At 59.3% G+C, this 16,289-nt stretch carries 10 protein-coding genes; 7 read left to right on the top strand and 3 right to left on the bottom strand.

The features are described 5' to 3' along the window. Positions 1–45 precede the first annotated feature (45 nt). Genes AD948_RS11270 through AD948_RS11260 form a run of 3 tightly spaced genes read right to left on the bottom strand, consistent with a single transcriptional unit; the run spans position 46 to position 7,646 of the window. A complete protein-coding gene (locus tag AD948_RS11270; protein ID WP_061472070.1) occupies positions 46–2,997 on the bottom strand; it encodes a [protein-PII] uridylyltransferase in 2,952 nt (983 codons plus the stop codon). A 49-nt stretch (positions 2,998–3,046) separates the two neighbouring features. Further along, the gene (gene mutS / locus AD948_RS11265; RefSeq protein ID WP_061472069.1) at positions 3,047–5,713 is read right to left on the bottom strand and encodes a DNA mismatch repair protein MutS; all 2,667 of its coding nucleotides are present in this window, start codon (positions 5,711–5,713) and stop codon (positions 3,047–3,049) included. Positions 5,714–5,720: 7 nt separating this feature from the next. Further along, positions 5,721–7,646, bottom strand: a complete 1,926-nt coding sequence (locus AD948_RS11260; protein ID WP_156479008.1) for a tetratricopeptide repeat protein — start codon at positions 7,644–7,646, stop codon at positions 5,721–5,723. Positions 7,647–7,762: 116 nt separating this feature from the next. On the opposite strand from AD948_RS11260, the gene AD948_RS11255 reads away from it, so the two are divergent. The 7 genes from AD948_RS11255 (at position 7,763) to AD948_RS11225 (ending at position 16,058) form a co-directional block, all read left to right on the top strand. Further along, entirely contained in the window at positions 7,763–9,268 is a 1,506-nt protein-coding gene (locus AD948_RS11255; RefSeq protein ID WP_061472067.1) for a carboxypeptidase M32, read from the top strand. 95 nt (positions 9,269–9,363) lie between these two features. Continuing rightward, positions 9,364–10,551 carry an SMP-30/gluconolactonase/LRE family protein gene (locus AD948_RS11250; protein ID WP_082782417.1) on the top strand — a complete coding sequence of 396 codons (1,188 nt, stop codon included), beginning with the start codon at positions 9,364–9,366 and terminating at the stop codon, positions 10,549–10,551. A gap of 161 nt (positions 10,552–10,712) precedes the next feature. Continuing rightward, entirely contained in the window at positions 10,713–12,113 is a 1,401-nt protein-coding gene (gene thrC, locus AD948_RS11245) for a threonine synthase (protein ID WP_061472066.1), read from the top strand. A 51-nt stretch (positions 12,114–12,164) separates the two neighbouring features. Further along, positions 12,165–13,430, top strand: coding sequence for a M16 family metallopeptidase (locus AD948_RS11240; protein WP_006559744.1), 1,266 nt, complete (start codon positions 12,165–12,167; stop codon positions 13,428–13,430). Further along, entirely contained in the window at positions 13,427–14,767 is a 1,341-nt protein-coding gene (locus AD948_RS11235) for a TldD/PmbA family protein (protein ID WP_061472065.1), read from the top strand. The genes AD948_RS11240 and AD948_RS11235 overlap by 4 nt, the downstream gene beginning before the upstream one ends. 25 nt (positions 14,768–14,792) lie before the next feature. After that, complete coding sequence (locus AD948_RS11230; RefSeq protein ID WP_006559742.1) at positions 14,793–15,755, top strand: Tim44 domain-containing protein; 963 nt, start codon at positions 14,793–14,795, stop codon at positions 15,753–15,755. 105 nt (positions 15,756–15,860) lie between these two features. Then, positions 15,861–16,058, top strand: coding sequence for a hypothetical protein (locus AD948_RS11225; RefSeq protein WP_058988532.1), 198 nt, complete (start codon positions 15,861–15,863; stop codon positions 16,056–16,058). Positions 16,059–16,289: the final 231 nt, after the last annotated feature.

Raw genomic sequence — 16,289 nt, 5'->3', positions numbered from 1 at the left:
CATCCGGGTGCTACTGCCCTTTTTTATACAGTCTTATGCTACCACTCAGGCGGACAGGCGCGCGTCCAGCAGCGCCTTGGCTTCTGCTTCGGCCGCTTTCATGCAGGACAGCAAACGGTCACGGATTTCGTCCAGCCGCTTCTTGTCTGTAATTTTGAGCCCGAACAGATCTTTCACATAGAAAACGTCAACAGCCCGCACGCCATAAGTGGTAATATGGGCTGAGGCGATCTGAAGGTTTTCCTCGCTCATGGCCGCTGTAACGTCATGCAGCAGGCCGGGGCGGTCCCGCCCGTTAATCTCAATCACGGTGTACGTATTGGATGCACCGTTATCGATCACCACACGCGGCGGCACGTGGATGGCCCGCATCCGCAGCGGCATATGGCCAAACCCGGCCCGGGCAATTTCCGTCCCGATATCAAGCTGACCGCTCAGGGCCTGTTCAATAAGGGAAGACAGACGCGCAAGCCGATGCGTTTCCTCATACGCACTGCCCGCCGTATCCTGAATCCAGAAGGTATCCAGTGCCATGCCGTGCATCATGGTATGAATACGCGCATCCACAATGGACGCGCCGGCCAACGCCAATGCCCCAGCAATTTTTGAAAACAGGCCGGGAACGTCAATGGTATAGACGGTCACTTCCGTCACCCCACGCGCAGGCAGAGGCAGCACCTCAACCGTCAGCGGCGCATCCTTGGCATCAGCCTCGCGGATCAGACGGGCATGGCGTTTGTGTGTCTCATGATCAAAGGAGAGCCAGTAACCGGCATAGCCCAGATCAAGAAAGCGGTTGATGTCACTTTCCGGCACACCGTCTTCGGCCAGAATTTCAGCCGTTATTTCCTTGGCATGGCGTACGCGCACATCGCGCTCGGTTGTGGCCAGACCGCCCGCCAGCACTTCTGCCACGCGCACATAAAGCTCCCGCAGCAGAGTGGCTTTCCACGCATTCCACACGCGGGAGCTTACCGCGCGCATATCCACAATGGTCAGCAGCAACAGCAGGCGCAGCCGTTCCGGTGACTGCACGATATCCGCAACGTCCAGAATGGTTTTGGGGTCATCAATATCGCGCTGGAACGCAGTATGGCTCAGCAGCAGATGATGCAGTACAAGCCAGGAAACCGTTTCCGTTTCCTCGCCGGACATCCCCAGCCGAGGGCAGAGATCGGCGGCTATTTCCGAACCAATCTCCGAATGATCGCCACCCCGGCCCTTGGCAATGTCATGCAGCAGCACGGCCATATACAGCGCCCGGCGGGAATGCAGCCCCTTTACCAACTCATACGCAACCGGAATTTCATCCGCCATGCGGCCTGAGGCCACTTCATCCATGATGCGGACGGCCTCTATCGTGTGCTCATCCACGGTAAACACATGATAGGTATCAAACTGCATCTGGCCCACAATACGGGCCCAGTCCGGGATAAGACGGCCAAAAATGCCGGTTTCATTCAGGATATGAAGCCAGTGCGCATGACCGGGTGGTGTATGCTGTTCGTAAGAAGGAACAGCCGCGGCAGCACCCTCTCCCTCCGGCACGGCAGCTTCCTTCCGGCGACGCGGGGGTTCGAGAGAAGTTGTTTCCCCGCACAGCAAATCCAGAAAAATACGCGCCGCTTCCGGGTCATCACGCAACGCAACAGCCCGACGCTCCCAGCGGATCAACTGATGCCGGGCCAGCGGATGCAGCGGTCTGCGCCGCAGGCGCGCCCAGTCCAGCAACTGCATCATTTTGATGGGTTCCTGATCGAACGAGATGCCCCGTTCGGGCAGAATTTGCCCATCCAGCAACGTAAAGCCTGCTTCCCGCATGGCCTCATCCGGCTTGGCAGCGGTAGCTACCGGTCCTTGCGCCTGCCGCAGCACAGCAGGTTCCAGCACATGGGTCAGCCGCATGACTTCACGCGCCGTCAGGAAGTAATGGCGCATGAAGCGCTCAACGCCGTTCTGGCGGCCATGGCGCGTATAGCCCATGCGCGCGCCGATAACGGGTTGCATGTCAAAGGTCAGCCGTTCTTCCGCACGACCGGCCACATAGTGAAGATGCAACCGCACCGTCCACAGGAAATCCCACGAGCGACGCGCACGGGCGGCTTCCTGCTCGGTCAGAATCCCCATCCAGATAAAGTCCGGGGCCAGCAGGTCTGTCACATGGCGCGTGCCAAACGTGTTGCGGCACATCCAGTACAGCGTTTGCAAATCCCGCAGGCCACCGCGCCCTTCCTTGATATTGGGCTCAACCAGATAGGGGCTATCTCCAAACCGGCGGTGTCGTTCCAGCCGCTCACGCCGTTTATCCTGAATAAATCCTGCCGGTCCTGCTTCCACACACGCGACAATGTAGCGGGCTTCAAACATGGCAAAGAGCGCGGCATCACCCGCCAGCAGGCGCGCATCCAGCAAGGCGGTACGCACCGTGGTATCCTTGCGCGCTTCTTCAATGCATTCGCTGATGGTGCGCGTGGCGTGCCCGACTTTTACGCCCAGATCCCACAGAAAATAGAGAACATATTCCACCAGCCGGTGGGCAGTTTCCACATTGTCTTCTTCTGTCAGAAACAGCAGATCAATATCGCTAAACGGGGCAAGGAGCCCACGACCATACCCGCCCGTAGCCGCTACCACCAAACGCCCAGCAGGCCGGTATCCCGCGCCAATCTCCTCAAGCCCATCGGCCTGTCCGGTGGCTCTTAAAGCCAGATCCACAATGCTGCGCAGCATCACATCCGTAAAGGCGGCAATCAGCTTGGCAGCACCTGTGCCCTTGAGCACATGCTGCTCAAACCGGCTGCGAACATCTGCCTGATACCGGCCAAGATACCGCCGAAAAATGGCGACAGCCTCATCTCGCGGGGGAATGGCCGCCTCTTCCGGTGTGGCGTCCCTTAATTCCCGGGCAAGGCAAGCCGCCAGCCCCTCCGGGGTCAGGAGAGCGAGTGCGGTGACATCGGGCTGCCCGAAGGCAGCTGGTGCGGGGGAAGTCGACATTGCGGTCGGATTCTGCTCCTGAGGACAGTCTTTTTTATGGAAGTCCAAATTACCCCTGAACGGGACTGCCTTCTTCCTGAACGGCCTGTTTATGAAGCTCGTACAGAATATCTAGCGCCGCACGCGGTGTAAGGGTATCCGGATCTACCTCTGACAAACGCTTTCTTAACGTATTTTCTTCTTCATGCGGTAATATCTTCTGCGTGTCGAACAAGGGTAGCGGTTTGGGGCCTGTGGCATGCTCGCGTTCCAGCTCCTTCAGCAGTCGTCCGGCACGGTCCACAACGGATGCAGGCACACCCGCCAACCGCGCCACATGCACACCCCAGCTTTTTTTTGCTGATCCCACAAGGACTTCGTGCAGAAAAACGATCTGCCCGCGCCATTCCCGCACCGCCATGGTGTGCGGAGCCAAACGTGGCAGGGTATCCACAAGATCGGCCAGTTCGTGGAAATGCGTTGCAAAAATTGCACGGCAGCGCACAGTTGAATGCAGAGCCTCCAGCACGGACCACGCAATGGCCAGTCCATCCAGCGTGGCTGTGCCGCGCCCGATCTCATCCACCACCACAAGAGACCTGGGCCCGGCCTGATTGAGAATGGCGGCTGTTTCCGTCATTTCCACCATGAAGGTGGAGCGGCCCCGCGCCAGATCATCCGATGCCCCAACACGAGAGAAAAGCTGGTCCACCACGCCGATAGTGGCTTTTTCCGCCGCCACAGGAAAACCGCCCTGTGCCAGAATCACCGCAAGGGCTGTCTGCCGCAAAAAGGTGGATTTACCGGCCATGTTCGGCCCGGTCAGCAACATCACGCGACGATTGGGAGAAAGATCACAGCCGTTGGGCGTGAAGCGCGTGCCTTTGGGCAGAGCGGATTCCACGACCGGATGACGGCAGGCCTGAAGATCAAACGCGGTATCATCTGTTACATCGGGGCGGCACCAGCTTCCGCCAGCCGCCAGCATGGCGCAGGATTGCTGTACGTCCAGCACGGCAAGCGCCTTAGCCAGCACAGGCAGCGTCTGTTCTGCCAGAACAGCATCCACCAATGCGTTAAAAACTGCTTTTTCCCGCGCTGCAGCACGTTCTGCCGCTTCAGCGATACGCGCGTCCAGCCCTGCCAGTTCTTCGGTGGAAAAACGGGCATTGCTGGCCGTACCTTGCCGGAACATCAGATCTTCCCGGTCTTTCATGCGGCTGCTTGCCCCTACGGGTACCTCAATCACATAACCCAACTGGGCATGATGTTTGATCTTCAGACTGGCAACGCCATAACGGCTGGCATATTCGGTCTGTAACCCGGCCACAACACGGCGGGAATTGTCACGCAGACCACGGTAACCATCCAGCTCTCCATCATAGCCCGCTGCAATCACGCCGCCATCATCCAACCGGGCCGGGAGATCTTCCGCCAACGCCCGAACAAGCTCGGCCTCCAGTTTCTGCGCACCGCCAAGGCTTGCTGCTGCTTTCGACAGATAGGGCGGCAGGCGAGAAACATCACCCAAGGCTGCTGCGGCTGCCCGCGCAGCGTGCAGGGCATCCCGAATGGCAGAAAGATCACGCGGTTGCCCGCGCCCCAGAGACAGCCGCCCTAAGGCACGCGCAACATCCGGTGCTTTTTTCAGGGCCTCCCGCAACGCTGTGCGGCAACTGGTGGAGTCCCGCAGCCAACACCAACCGTCCTGACGGGCTGCAATACGAACAACATCGGTCAGGGGAGCCGAAAGCCATTCTGCCATCAGCCGCGCACCTGCGGCGGTTACGGTCTGGTTCACTGCGGAAAACAGCGTGTGTTCCATCCCGCCATCCCGCGCGCGCAGCAGATCAAGGCTGGCGCGGGTGGCCGGATCTATGCCCAGAATACCGCCATCCGTCTGCGGTGTAGGGTGCGTCAACCGGGGCAGCTTTCCGGCCTGACTGCGCTGCACATAATCCACGGCCACAGCAGCGGCCATGGCTTCCTCATCCGAAAATGTGCCAAACGCATCTACGCTGGCGACATCAAATGCGGACGCCAGCCGTTGGCGGGCAGCTTCTACCCCCGGCACCAGAACCTCCGGTGCACGACAGGCGTCAAAATCTCCCAGCGCCAGATCGGCTGGGGCCAGAATTTCCGCCGGGTCCAACCGCCCGAGCAGACCTGCAAGGGAAGCCTGCGTTACACTTGCCGTTTCAAACAAACCTGTGGACACATCAATCCACGCAGCCCCAAGCGACGTATCCGCCTGCACTTTCTGAGCTTTTTCCGCGCCCTTGCCTTTGCGGCCTCGGCCTGTGGAGGCCGGACCTTCCACCAGCGCCAGCAGCAGATTGGAACGACCGGGTTCCAGCAGTTCATCTTCCGTCAACGTGCCGGGGGTGACAACCCGCACTACAGCACGCGCCAATGGGCCTTTGGCCGCGCCTTTCCCCTTGCGCGGCGCCTCCGTCTGTTCGGCCACAGCCACACGGAAGCCCCGGCGAATCAGGCGCGCCAGATAGGCCGGAGCCGCTGCAACCGGCACACCACACATGGAGATTGGCTCACCAGCATGGGTGCCACGTGCTGTCAGCGCGATATCCAACGCTGCGGCTGCGGCTGTCGCATCGTCAAAAAACAGTTCGTAAAAATCGCCCATGCGAAAAAACAGCAGGGCTTCAGGATTTTCCGCCTTCAGCGCAAACCATTGCGCCATGGCGGGGGTGGCGCCCTCAGGAGAATAACGTTTCATCCCATTATCATAAGGGCGTCTTCTGGCGGAGCAACCGCCTTCCTGCACTCTCGCGCACAAGAGCGCGCAAGGCATGAGTCACCGCCTCTACCGGCTCAGCCCAGGGTGCGGCGCCCTCCCCCGGTTCCGGCTGCGTGAAAACCCGAAGACTCGGATACCAGAGATTGTGAGGTTCGCCCTCAGCATCCCTCCGGCTTGACCCTTCCTCCCACCGCCAGTCTCCACCAAAACGGTTAAGCAGCCATACGGGTTTTCCTATCATGCCAGCCAGATGAGCGATAACCGTATCAACCGTAATCACGACATCCAGCCCGGCTATCACGCGGGCCGTAACCAGCATGTCTCCCTCCGGCAAAGGTGTTACGGGAAAATCTGGAAGCGCCCCCTGTTTCTGGAGAGACTGAAAACTCAGCCCTTCCACGTGCGCCAGAGGAGCAAGCACATCCGGCGTAAGTGAACGACGACGATCAAAACGGTAATTGGGGTTACCTGACCAACACAGACCAACCTTAAAAGGTGTTTCGTCATCGCTGTGGGTACCTGTGTCTGCCCAAATCTCAGGATCGCACACATTCTGCCATGGCAGAGGCGCATCAAGCCCCAGCACATGAGGCAGGCTCAGCAGCGAACACGCAGCAATCGCGCCAAGACCCTGCGCTTTTGCTCTAACGGGCAACACTGTCACTTTCGGGTGCTGCCCATATGCCGTTGCGGCCACCAGAGTCTGTAACCCGTCCGGCACAGCCAGAATGACGGGAGCACGCGCGGCAGCCGGGAGGACATAACGCAGAAACTGGAGTGTATCGCCCAGCCCCTGTTCGGCATAAATCAGCACCGGAGCCTGCTGCGGTTGGCCATCCCACGCTGGCAGATTTTCCGTCCTGCCCGCAGGCAATATCAGCTTGCGCGCTTCAAAACGCAGCCACCCTTCATGAAAGCGCCCTTCCGCCAGCAGAAGCGTGCCCAGATTGAACACCGCCCGCGCCCTATCCTGCTCTGAGGTTGCCGAGGCCATACCGTTCCGGAACAGTTCTTCTGCTTCATCGCGCCTGCCCAGATCAGCCAGAACGGTGCCGTAATTCACAGCCAACCGCACATCCTCGGGCCGCAGTTTGTGAGCGGCCTTCAGTTCTTCCGCGGCCTGTGGCAGTGCCCCCAGCGCCATGAGCACCAACCCCAGATTGCCGCGCGTTTCTGCAGAGTCTGGCCTGAGCGCAATTGCCTCCTCCAGCACGGAACGAGCTGTCTCAAACGCCCCGGTGGAGAAGAGAGCAGCCCCGTAATTGGCAAGTGCGGCAGCATCATGCGGTAGTGCGGCGGCAACGGCGGCAAAATAAGGCTCCGCTTCCGCCATGCGGCCCGCGCGCTCCAGCAACAGGGCATGCTGGTTTTGTGTGAAAGTATCCTGCGGCGCGAGTGCTACGGCTTTTTCCGAGACGCTCACTGCCTCCCCGGTCTGCCCATGCCGGGCCAGAAAGGCTGCAAGCTCCAGATGCCTTACGGCATCCAGGGGCCGAAGCCGCAAGGCATTGCGCAAAGCCTGCCCGGCATCGTCCACGCGCCCCTGTGCTTCCAGAACCTCCGCCATGGCCTGATGCGCACGGGGGTCTCGCGGCGTGCCCAATACAGCAACATGCACAGCCGCACGGGCCGCTTCCTGATGCCCCAGCGCCAGCAACGCCAGCCCCAAAGTAATATAAAAATGCGGCTCGGGACTGATCTGGATAGCCCGCCCAGCAAGCCCAACGGCAGACTGGTTTTCTCCCCCTGCCCGCGCAACGCAAGCCATGGCATGCCATGCTTCGGCATCTGTGCTGTTTTCACGCAGCAGGCCACGCAGCATCTCGGCCGCTTTCTCCGCATTGCCCATACCTAGCAAAGCCAGAGCAGCAGAAACGGAGGGTTCTGTAGTGGTCTGGGAGCGAGAGGGCATAAGCAGTGGGGCTCCTTGGTAACTATGCAGCGCGCAACGCACCTGCCGCGTTTTTGGTCGGTTTGTCCCGTTCAGGTCATTCCGTCCGGCAGGTTCCTGATTTATGATCCGGTCCCATGAATAAAGCCTATCAGAGCCTTGAACGCCACTTTGCCCGTCTTTCCTCCCTGAGCGATGCCCTTGGCATCCTGTGCTGGGACAAGGAAGTGATGATGCCCCACGGCACGGCAGACCGCCGTGCGGATAATCTGGCCATTCTGGAAGGATTGCGTCACGAAATCCTGACAGCACCGGAAATGGCCGACCTTCTGGCCGAGGCCGACGCTGGTGAGGACCCATGGCAACGCGCCAATCTGGCCGAAATGCGCCGCGTTCATACCCACGCCACGGCCCTGCCGGGCGATCTGGTGGAAGCCTGCACCCAAGCCACAACGCGGAGTGAGATGGCGTGGCGCGAAGCCCGGCAGAACAGTGACTTTGCCGGTTTTCTGCCGCATCTGACCGAAGTGCTGAACCTCACCCGACAAGTAGGAGAGGCCAAGGGGGCTGCTCTGGGCCTTTCCCCCTACGATGCCTTGCTGGATTCGTTTGATCCCGGCACGCGGCAGACAGATATTGACCCCATTTTTGCCCGCCTGCGCACGGAACTGCCCGGCCTGATTGCCGCGGTGCTGGAAAAACAGGCTTCCTTGCCTGCCAGCATTCCCCTTGAAGGTCCGTTCCCCATTGCACGGCAGGAGGCTCTCGGGCGCAGACTGATGCAGCAGCTTGGGTTTGACATGACCCGTGGGCGGCTAGACGTGAGTGCACACCCCTTCTGCGGAGGGGCCACCCACGATGTCCGCCTGACCACCCGGTATGAAGAAGAAGACTTCATTCCAGCCATGATGGGTGTGCTGCATGAAACCGGGCACGCCATGTATGAACAGGGCCTGCCGCAGAACTGGCTCTCGCAACCTGTAGGGCAGGCCGCTGGCATGACCGTGCATGAAAGCCAGTCCCTGATGGTTGAAATGCAGGTCTGCCGATCCCGCGCGTTTGTTGAGTGGGTTGCCCCTCTGTTGCGTCAGACTTTTGAGGTGGCAGAAAGCACCCCAGCATGGCAGCCAGACAATCTGCACCGTCTGCTGACCCACGTTCAGCCGGGCCTGATCCGGGTGGACGCGGATGAAGTGACCTACCCGGCCCATATTCTCATCCGCTATGACCTCGAAAAAGCGATGATAAAGGGAGATCTTGCGCTGCGTGATCTGCCTGCCGCTTTCAATGACGGAATCCACAGTCTCTTGGGCCTGAGTGTGCCCGATGACCGGCGAGGTTGTTTGCAGGATATCCACTGGCCCGAGGGGCTGTTTGGTTACTTCCCCTGTTATGCTCTTGGCGCTCTGGCATCCGCACAGTTGCGCACGGCCGCGTATCAGCAGGATGCCAGTCTGGCTCCTGCCATCGCGCAGGGTAATTTTGCGCCGCTGATGCAATGGCTGCGTACCAATGTCCACAGCCGCGCCAGCAGTGCGTCCATGCCGGAGATCATCCGGGCAGCAACGGGTGGCCCACTCAGCGCGGATGCCTATCTGGCACATGTGCGCCGCCGCTATCTGGATCGTGCACCAGACGCCTGAGTCTCTGCGTCTCCAGCCGCTTCTTCGCTCCGCTCCCGTGCGCCATGCGAAGAATGCGGTTGTGGGAGACATCAAAACAGGCTGAGACTACGCTCATGCTTCTGCCGACACGCCATAAGGCGCTCCCTGATCTCTGCTCCGTTCAGCCCTCATCCCGCACGGCAGGCCGTGTCGTTCTGGCTGCCCTCGCCACCGTCAGCCTCACGCTGTTGCAGCCGGCACGTCCGGCTCTTGCTGTGCATATGCCCAAAGTGCCGGAGCTTCCTGCCTCCGCGCTGGAACCGTTCACGCAATCTGACAAACAGGTTTGGGATGCCGTGGTCATGTTGCCGGATGGCCGTGCGCTGCTGGAAGCCCCAATCTGGGTAGGCAATACCGGACCGCAGTTGTCCGTGCGCTCTGCAGATGGCAGTTTTGCGCCTTATCCTGATGCCGCATGGAACGCGGAAGACGGCGATGCCAGCAAACGCATTGTCTCCATTGCGGGCATGACCCTTCTGGCAGATGGCACCTTATGGGTGCTGGATAGTGGCGTGCCCAATCATAAAGCCGCTGCTGTTGCCCCGGCCAAACTGATCCAGATTGATACCAGACAGAATACCGTGGTGCGTGTTGTGCCCATTGAAGCCTCAGCCCTGCACAAGGACAGCGTTCTCTCAGGCGTGGCCGTGCACGAAAACACGGCCTATGTGGCCGATTCTGGCGTTGCGGGTGTGCTGGTGATTGACCTTCCCTCCGGCTCCGCCCACCGTTTTCTGGATCGGCATCCCGCCATCAGCGCGACACGCCCCATCGTGACGCCCGATGGCCCGGTTACCACGGCAAACGGAAATCTGCTGGCCATTGATTCCAGCATGATCGCCGTCAGCCCGGACGGAAAATGGATTGTGGTGCAACCCCCCGGTGGCTACCTCTCCAGAGTGGAAACAACCATTTTCACAGACCCGGATGTCACCCCTGCCGCCATGGAAGAAAGCGTGACGCAGTGGTATAAAACGCCGTCTCTGGGTGGCATGACCATCGGGCCGGACGGCACACTATACTGGTCAGATATCAGCACCGGCAGCATTCTCAGCTATACAATAGGCCGTATTCCACGGCGTTTGATAACCGACCCACGCCTGAAATGGCCCGCCACACCTGGTCTGGACACAACTGGCCATCTGTATGTTCCTGCCGCCCAACTGAACCACACGGCAGCCTTCCAGAACGGAAAACCCTCAGTCGAATGGCCGGTAACCGTTTACAAACTGACGCTGCCCACCACCCCGCCACCCACCTAAGCACAGCAGGTTTCACGCCTCCTGCCGTCTCGCGCTTCTCTCTGTTCAGACCTTACCCTGAGATCGGGAAGAGTGTGGCGTCATGCCAGCCCGCAAAAGGGTGACGCAAACAGTGCAGAAGCCTACTTCGCGCCACTCTTTATTCAGGGTATAACCCGCGCATGCGCTATATCTCGACCCGGGGGAAGGCTCCCGCTCTTTCGTTTTCCGATGTCCTGCTGGCAGGTCTGGCCGAAGATGGCGGCCTGTATCTACCGGAAACCTGGCCCTCATTCTCCCTGTCAGAATGGCAGGCCATGCGTGGGCTGCCCTACCCTGAACTGGCGGCCCGTGTTCTGGCCCCGTTTGTGGGGGACGATATTGATGAAGCCACCCTGCGCCGCCTGTGCGCACAGGCTTATGCCGGGTTTGACCATCCCGCCATTGTGCCACTGACACAGGTGGAAGATGGCCTGTTTGTGCAGGAACTGTTCCATGGCCCCACGCTGGCCTTCAAAGACATGGCCATGCAGGTGCTGGGCCAGTTGTTTGAACATGTGCTGACCCAGCGTGACAGCCACGTCACCATTGTGGGTGCAACGTCAGGGGATACCGGATCGGCTGCTATTGAAGCCTGCCGCGGACGCAAACGGCTTTCCGTGGTCATTCTGCACCCCAAGGGTCGTACCTCCGAGGTACAGCGCCGCCAGATGACCACCGTTCTGGACTCCAATATCACTAATCTGGCCGTTGAAGGCACGTTTGATGATTGTCAGGATCTGGTCAAAGCCTGCTTTGCTGATGCGCCTTTCCGGCAGGACATGCATCTTTCCGCCGTCAATTCCATCAACTGGGCCCGTATCGCCGCGCAGGTACCCTATTATGTGTATGCCGCCCTGAACTTCGGCGCGCCGGAACGGGAAGTCTCCTTTGCCGTGCCCACAGGGAACTTCGGCAACATTCTGGCCGCATGGACTGCCCGCAAAATGGGCCTGCCCGTGCGCCATCTGTGCGTAGGCTCCAACCGCAACGATATTCTGACCCGCTTCCTGAACGCGAATGACATGACCATGAAAGAGGTTGTTCCCAGCCTCTCGCCCTCCATGGACATTCAGGTTTCTTCCAACTTTGAGCGGCTGCTGTTTGAACTGCTGGGGCGTGATGCCGAAGCCTGTGCCCGGATCATGACCACCTTCCGCACCAGCGGGCACATGGACGTCCCGGCTGAAGCATGGAATACGGCGCGAGAACTCTTTTCCGGTCTGGCCCTTGACGATGCAGGGACGGAAACCGAAATCAGGACCCTGCACCAGCGTTCCAACTATCTGGCAGACCCGCACAGCGCCATTGGCATTGCCGCGGGCCGACGCTTCCGTGAACCAGGTGTTCCTATGGTGGCCATGGCAACCGCTCACCCGGCCAAATTCCCGGATGCCATGGTTGCGGCAACGGGGATTCATCCCGCCCTGCCCGTGCATCTGGAAGACCTTTTCTCGCGCGAGGAACGGTATCGCACCGTTCCGGCCACGCCAGATGCCGTAAAAGATGCGGTGCGCGCCGCTGTTCTGTCTAACGCTGCATAATTTCTTTCTTTTTCAGGCCGCCTCCCCGCGGCCTTTCCTTTCAGGACAAGAATGACTGACCCGATCAATCTGACCCGTCTGCCCTCCGGCCTGACCATTGTAACTGAACGAATGGAACGGGTGGAAACCGTTTCATTCGGGGCGTATGTGTCCACCGGCACGCGCGATGAAACGGCGGAAGAAAATGGTGTGTCCCACTTTCTGGAACACATGGCGTTCAAAGGCACCACAAGCCGCTCCGCCCTGCAGATTGCGGAAGAAATTGAAAATGTGGGCGGCCATATCAACGCCTACACCGCGCGGGAACAGACAGCCTTCTACGTCAAGCTGCTGAAGGAAAACATGGATCTGGGTGTTGATATCATTGGTGATATCCTTACCCACTCCACCTTTGATCCGACCGAGATCGAGCGGGAACGCGGCGTGATCCTTCAGGAAATCGGTCAGGCAAATGATACGCCGGATGATGTGGTGTTTGACCATTTTCAGGCTACAGCCTTCCCTGACCAGCCCATGGGGCGCCCCACGCTGGGTACGGAAGATCTGATCCAGTCCATGAGCCGTGATACGCTCATGTCCTACATGCGCACACATTATACGGCTGAAAACATGGTGGTGGCGGCTGCTGGCAACCTGCACCATGAAGACGTTGTAGAACGCGTGCAGCGCCATTTTGCAGACCTGCCGCTGACATCACAGATCCCAACCCCACCCTCGCTTTATGGTGGAGGCGAATTCCGTCAGGAAAAGGATCTGGATCAGGCCCATGTGGTTCTGGGCTTCCCGTCCGTAGGGTATAATGACCCGGATTATTACGCCACGCTGCTACTTTCCATGGTTCTGGGCGGCGGCATGTCCTCCCGCCTGTTTCAGGAAATCCGGGAAAAACGTGGGCTGGTTTATTCCGTCTATTCCTTCAGTGCCCCTTTCATTGATGGCGGCCTGTTCGGCATTTACGCGGGCACGGGTGAAAAACAATGTGCCGAGTTGGTGCCTGTAACCTTGGAAGAACTCCGCAAGGTCCAGCTTTCGGTCGGGCAGGATGAATTGCTCCGGGCACGGGCGCAGTTGAAAGCCTCCCTGCTGATGTCTCTGGAAAGCACAGGCAGCCGGTGTGAGCAGATTGCACGCCAGCTTCAGCTTTTTGGCCGTATCATCCCGGTTGCGGAAACCGTTGCACGGGTTGAAGCCGTAACCCCGGCTGATATCTGCCGCGTGGCTGGCCGTATCTTTACCCAGCAGCCCACCTTGGCCGCCCTTGGCCCGGTCAGCCATGTGCTGCCCCTGAACACCATTGCGGAGAAGCTTGCAGCATGAGCGCACAAACCCTCGAAAAGATCTCTGATCTTGTCCGCCGTGCGCGCACTGCCGGAGCCGATGCTGCCGATGCAGTCTTTGTCTCCAGCACCGCCATAGGCGCGGGGGTCCGTAACGGGGTTACGGAAGAACTGGAGCGATCAGAAACAACAGATCTGGGCCTGCGTGTCTTCACAGGCCGGAAATCTGCCATTGTTTCCACCACCACGCTTGATCCCAGCCGGTTTGATGGCTTGGTGGAACAGGCCCTTGCCATGGCCCGCGTGCTACCTGAAGACCGTTTTGCCGGTCTGGCACCGCATGCGCTTACCGGCACGCTTACCTCCAACACGCTGGACCTGACCGATACGGCCGAGCCAGATGCCAATGCTCTACTGGCCCGCGCCCGTGAGGGGGAAGAAGCTGCTCTGGCCGTCAATGGCGTGACCAACAGCGCTGGTAGCAGTGCATCCTGGGGGCGCACGGACATCGCGCTTGTCACCTCGCAAGATTTTGCTGGCACTTATGCCCGCACCCGCCATTCCACCTCTGTCTGCGTACTGGCGGGCAAAGGTGAGACCATGCAGCGCGATTACGATTATCACGGCACGGTGCATCTGGCTGATCTGGACAACGCTGCTGTTCTGGGCCGCAGTGCCGGAGAAAAAGCGGTAGCTCGCGTTAATCCCGTCCGTCCCCGTACCGGCCGCTACCCAGTGGTGTTTCATCCGCGCGTGGCCAACAGTTTTCTTGGACATTTTATTGGTGCCATCAATGGTTCCTCCATCGCCCGTGGCACGTCTTTTCTGAAAGAAAAACTGGGCCAGCGCCTGTTTGCTGAAGGCGTCACCATAACGGATGATCCCACGCGTCACCGTGGGCTGCGCTCTCGTCCGTTTGACGGCGAAGCAATGCCAGTGGCGCCATTGGAACTGGTGCGTGACGGTGTGCTGCAAACGTGGATTCTGGATACGCGTAGCGCCCGCCATCTTGGCTTGGAAAGCAACGGACGCGCGGCACGTGGCACGTCTGGCCCGCCTTCCCCTTCGGCCACCAATCTGTCCTTCGGTCCCGGCACGCTCAGCCCGACAGAACTGATGGCGGATATCAAGGAAGGACTGTTCATTACCGAGATGATGGGCTCCTCCATCAATGGTCTGACGGGCGACTACAGCCGAGGCGCATCCGGCTTCATGATCCGTGATGGTCAAATTGCCGAATCCGCAGCCGAGTTCACTCTAGCCGGGAACCTGCTGGAAATTTTCGCGTCCCTTACTTTAGCGAACGATTTACAGTTCCGTTTTGGCACCGACGCCCCCACATTAAGGGTAGAAGCCCTGAGTATTGCCGGGGCGTGATGACCGTCTGGAGACACAAGACCTCGTGAAAAAGCGCACTCTCTCTTCCGCTCTTGCCGCCTTGATGACCGTGAGCCTGCTCAGTGGCCCACTGGCTTATCATGCTGATGCGCGGCCCGGACAAGGCGGCTCCATGGGCAGCCGCGGGAGCCGGACCTGGAGCGCTCCCCCGCCCACACGCACCACGCCTTACGGGGCTGCGCCGATGGATCGTTCCATTACGCCGCGCACACCCGGGCAAAGTGGATACGGGGCGCAGGCCCCTTATCAGCAAGGCATGTTCAATCAGGCCATGCGCCCACGCCACCCGTTCCTGACCGGCTTTGCTGGCGGGATGCTGGGCGCAGGTCTTTTCGGGCTGCTGTCCGGCCATGGATTTTTTGGCGGGGTTCACAGCTTTTTCGGGCTGATTGGTCTCATGCTCCAGATTGCTCTGGTTGTGTGGATCATCATGTGGCTGGTCCGGCGGTTCTCCGGCAATCGTATCACGAACAACACAGCTAACGGGCTGGGTCTTACACCGGGTGCAGCAGGGGCTGCGCCTCGCCCTACAGGGGCTATCGGCGCAGCGTCCTCGGCCCTGCCCATTACCACCAGTGACTATCAGGCCTTCCAGCAAACATTGCTGGATATCCAGACAGCATGGAACCAGCAGAATGTTCCGGCCATGCAGCAGATGGCCACCCCTGAAATGGTTTCCTACTTCAACCAGCAGCTTGCCGCACTTGCCGCACAGGGTGCACGCAACGTTGTTTCTGATGTTCACTTCATTCAGGGAGATCTGGCCGAAGCCTGGCAGGAAGGCGGCATGGATTATGCGACAGTCGCCATGCGGTACAGCCTGATTGACCTGACCACCAACGCGACAGGGCAAGTGATTGAAGGCAGTTCAACCGATCCGGTGACCATTACTGAACTCTGGACCTTCACGCGCCCCTCTCGCGGTGGACGCTGGCTGCTTTCCGGTATTCAGCAGACGCGCGGTTAAGGCACACCCTCTCTATCTCTCGGTTCCGCTCTTTGATTGCGCGAACCGAGAGACTTTTTTTGCCTCTTCTGAAGGCCTTCAATCCTGTGGCGGGATTCCTGATTTATGCTTGCTCTTGAAATTGTCACCCTGCTTTTAGCTGTCTCTGCCTCGGCCTTTAGCGTCTTTCTGCATTTCTGGAACAAACGGAAAGTGGCAGATCTGGAAGCAGATATTGCCAAGCTTCAGGAAAAAGGCATTCCCGTCCGGATGGAAAACGTTCTCAGCGCGGCGCGCGCCTCTTCCAGAAAAGAAAATAGCTGAAGGCGTTAGGCGTAAATTCGTACAGAATGGTGCTTATCAAGCCCCTGCCACGCACAATTTAGCGCAAAAAAGACCTATGTGAGGTTCTCTGGCACACGCAAGCATTGTGCTCACATAAGAACACTCCACGGAAAAATTTTGCCGCATCAATCAAGCAACCTCTGACCATACCCTACCTAGTGCCATACCTCTGGCACTGGCACTGGCACTGGCACTGGCACTGGCACTGGC

This window comes from Acetobacter senegalensis (genome assembly GCF_001580995.1).
GTDB lineage: Bacteria > Pseudomonadota > Alphaproteobacteria > Acetobacterales > Acetobacteraceae > Acetobacter > Acetobacter senegalensis.
The sequence above is the reverse complement of the archived record's forward strand: the minus strand, read 5'-3'. Positions and strand labels throughout refer to the sequence as shown.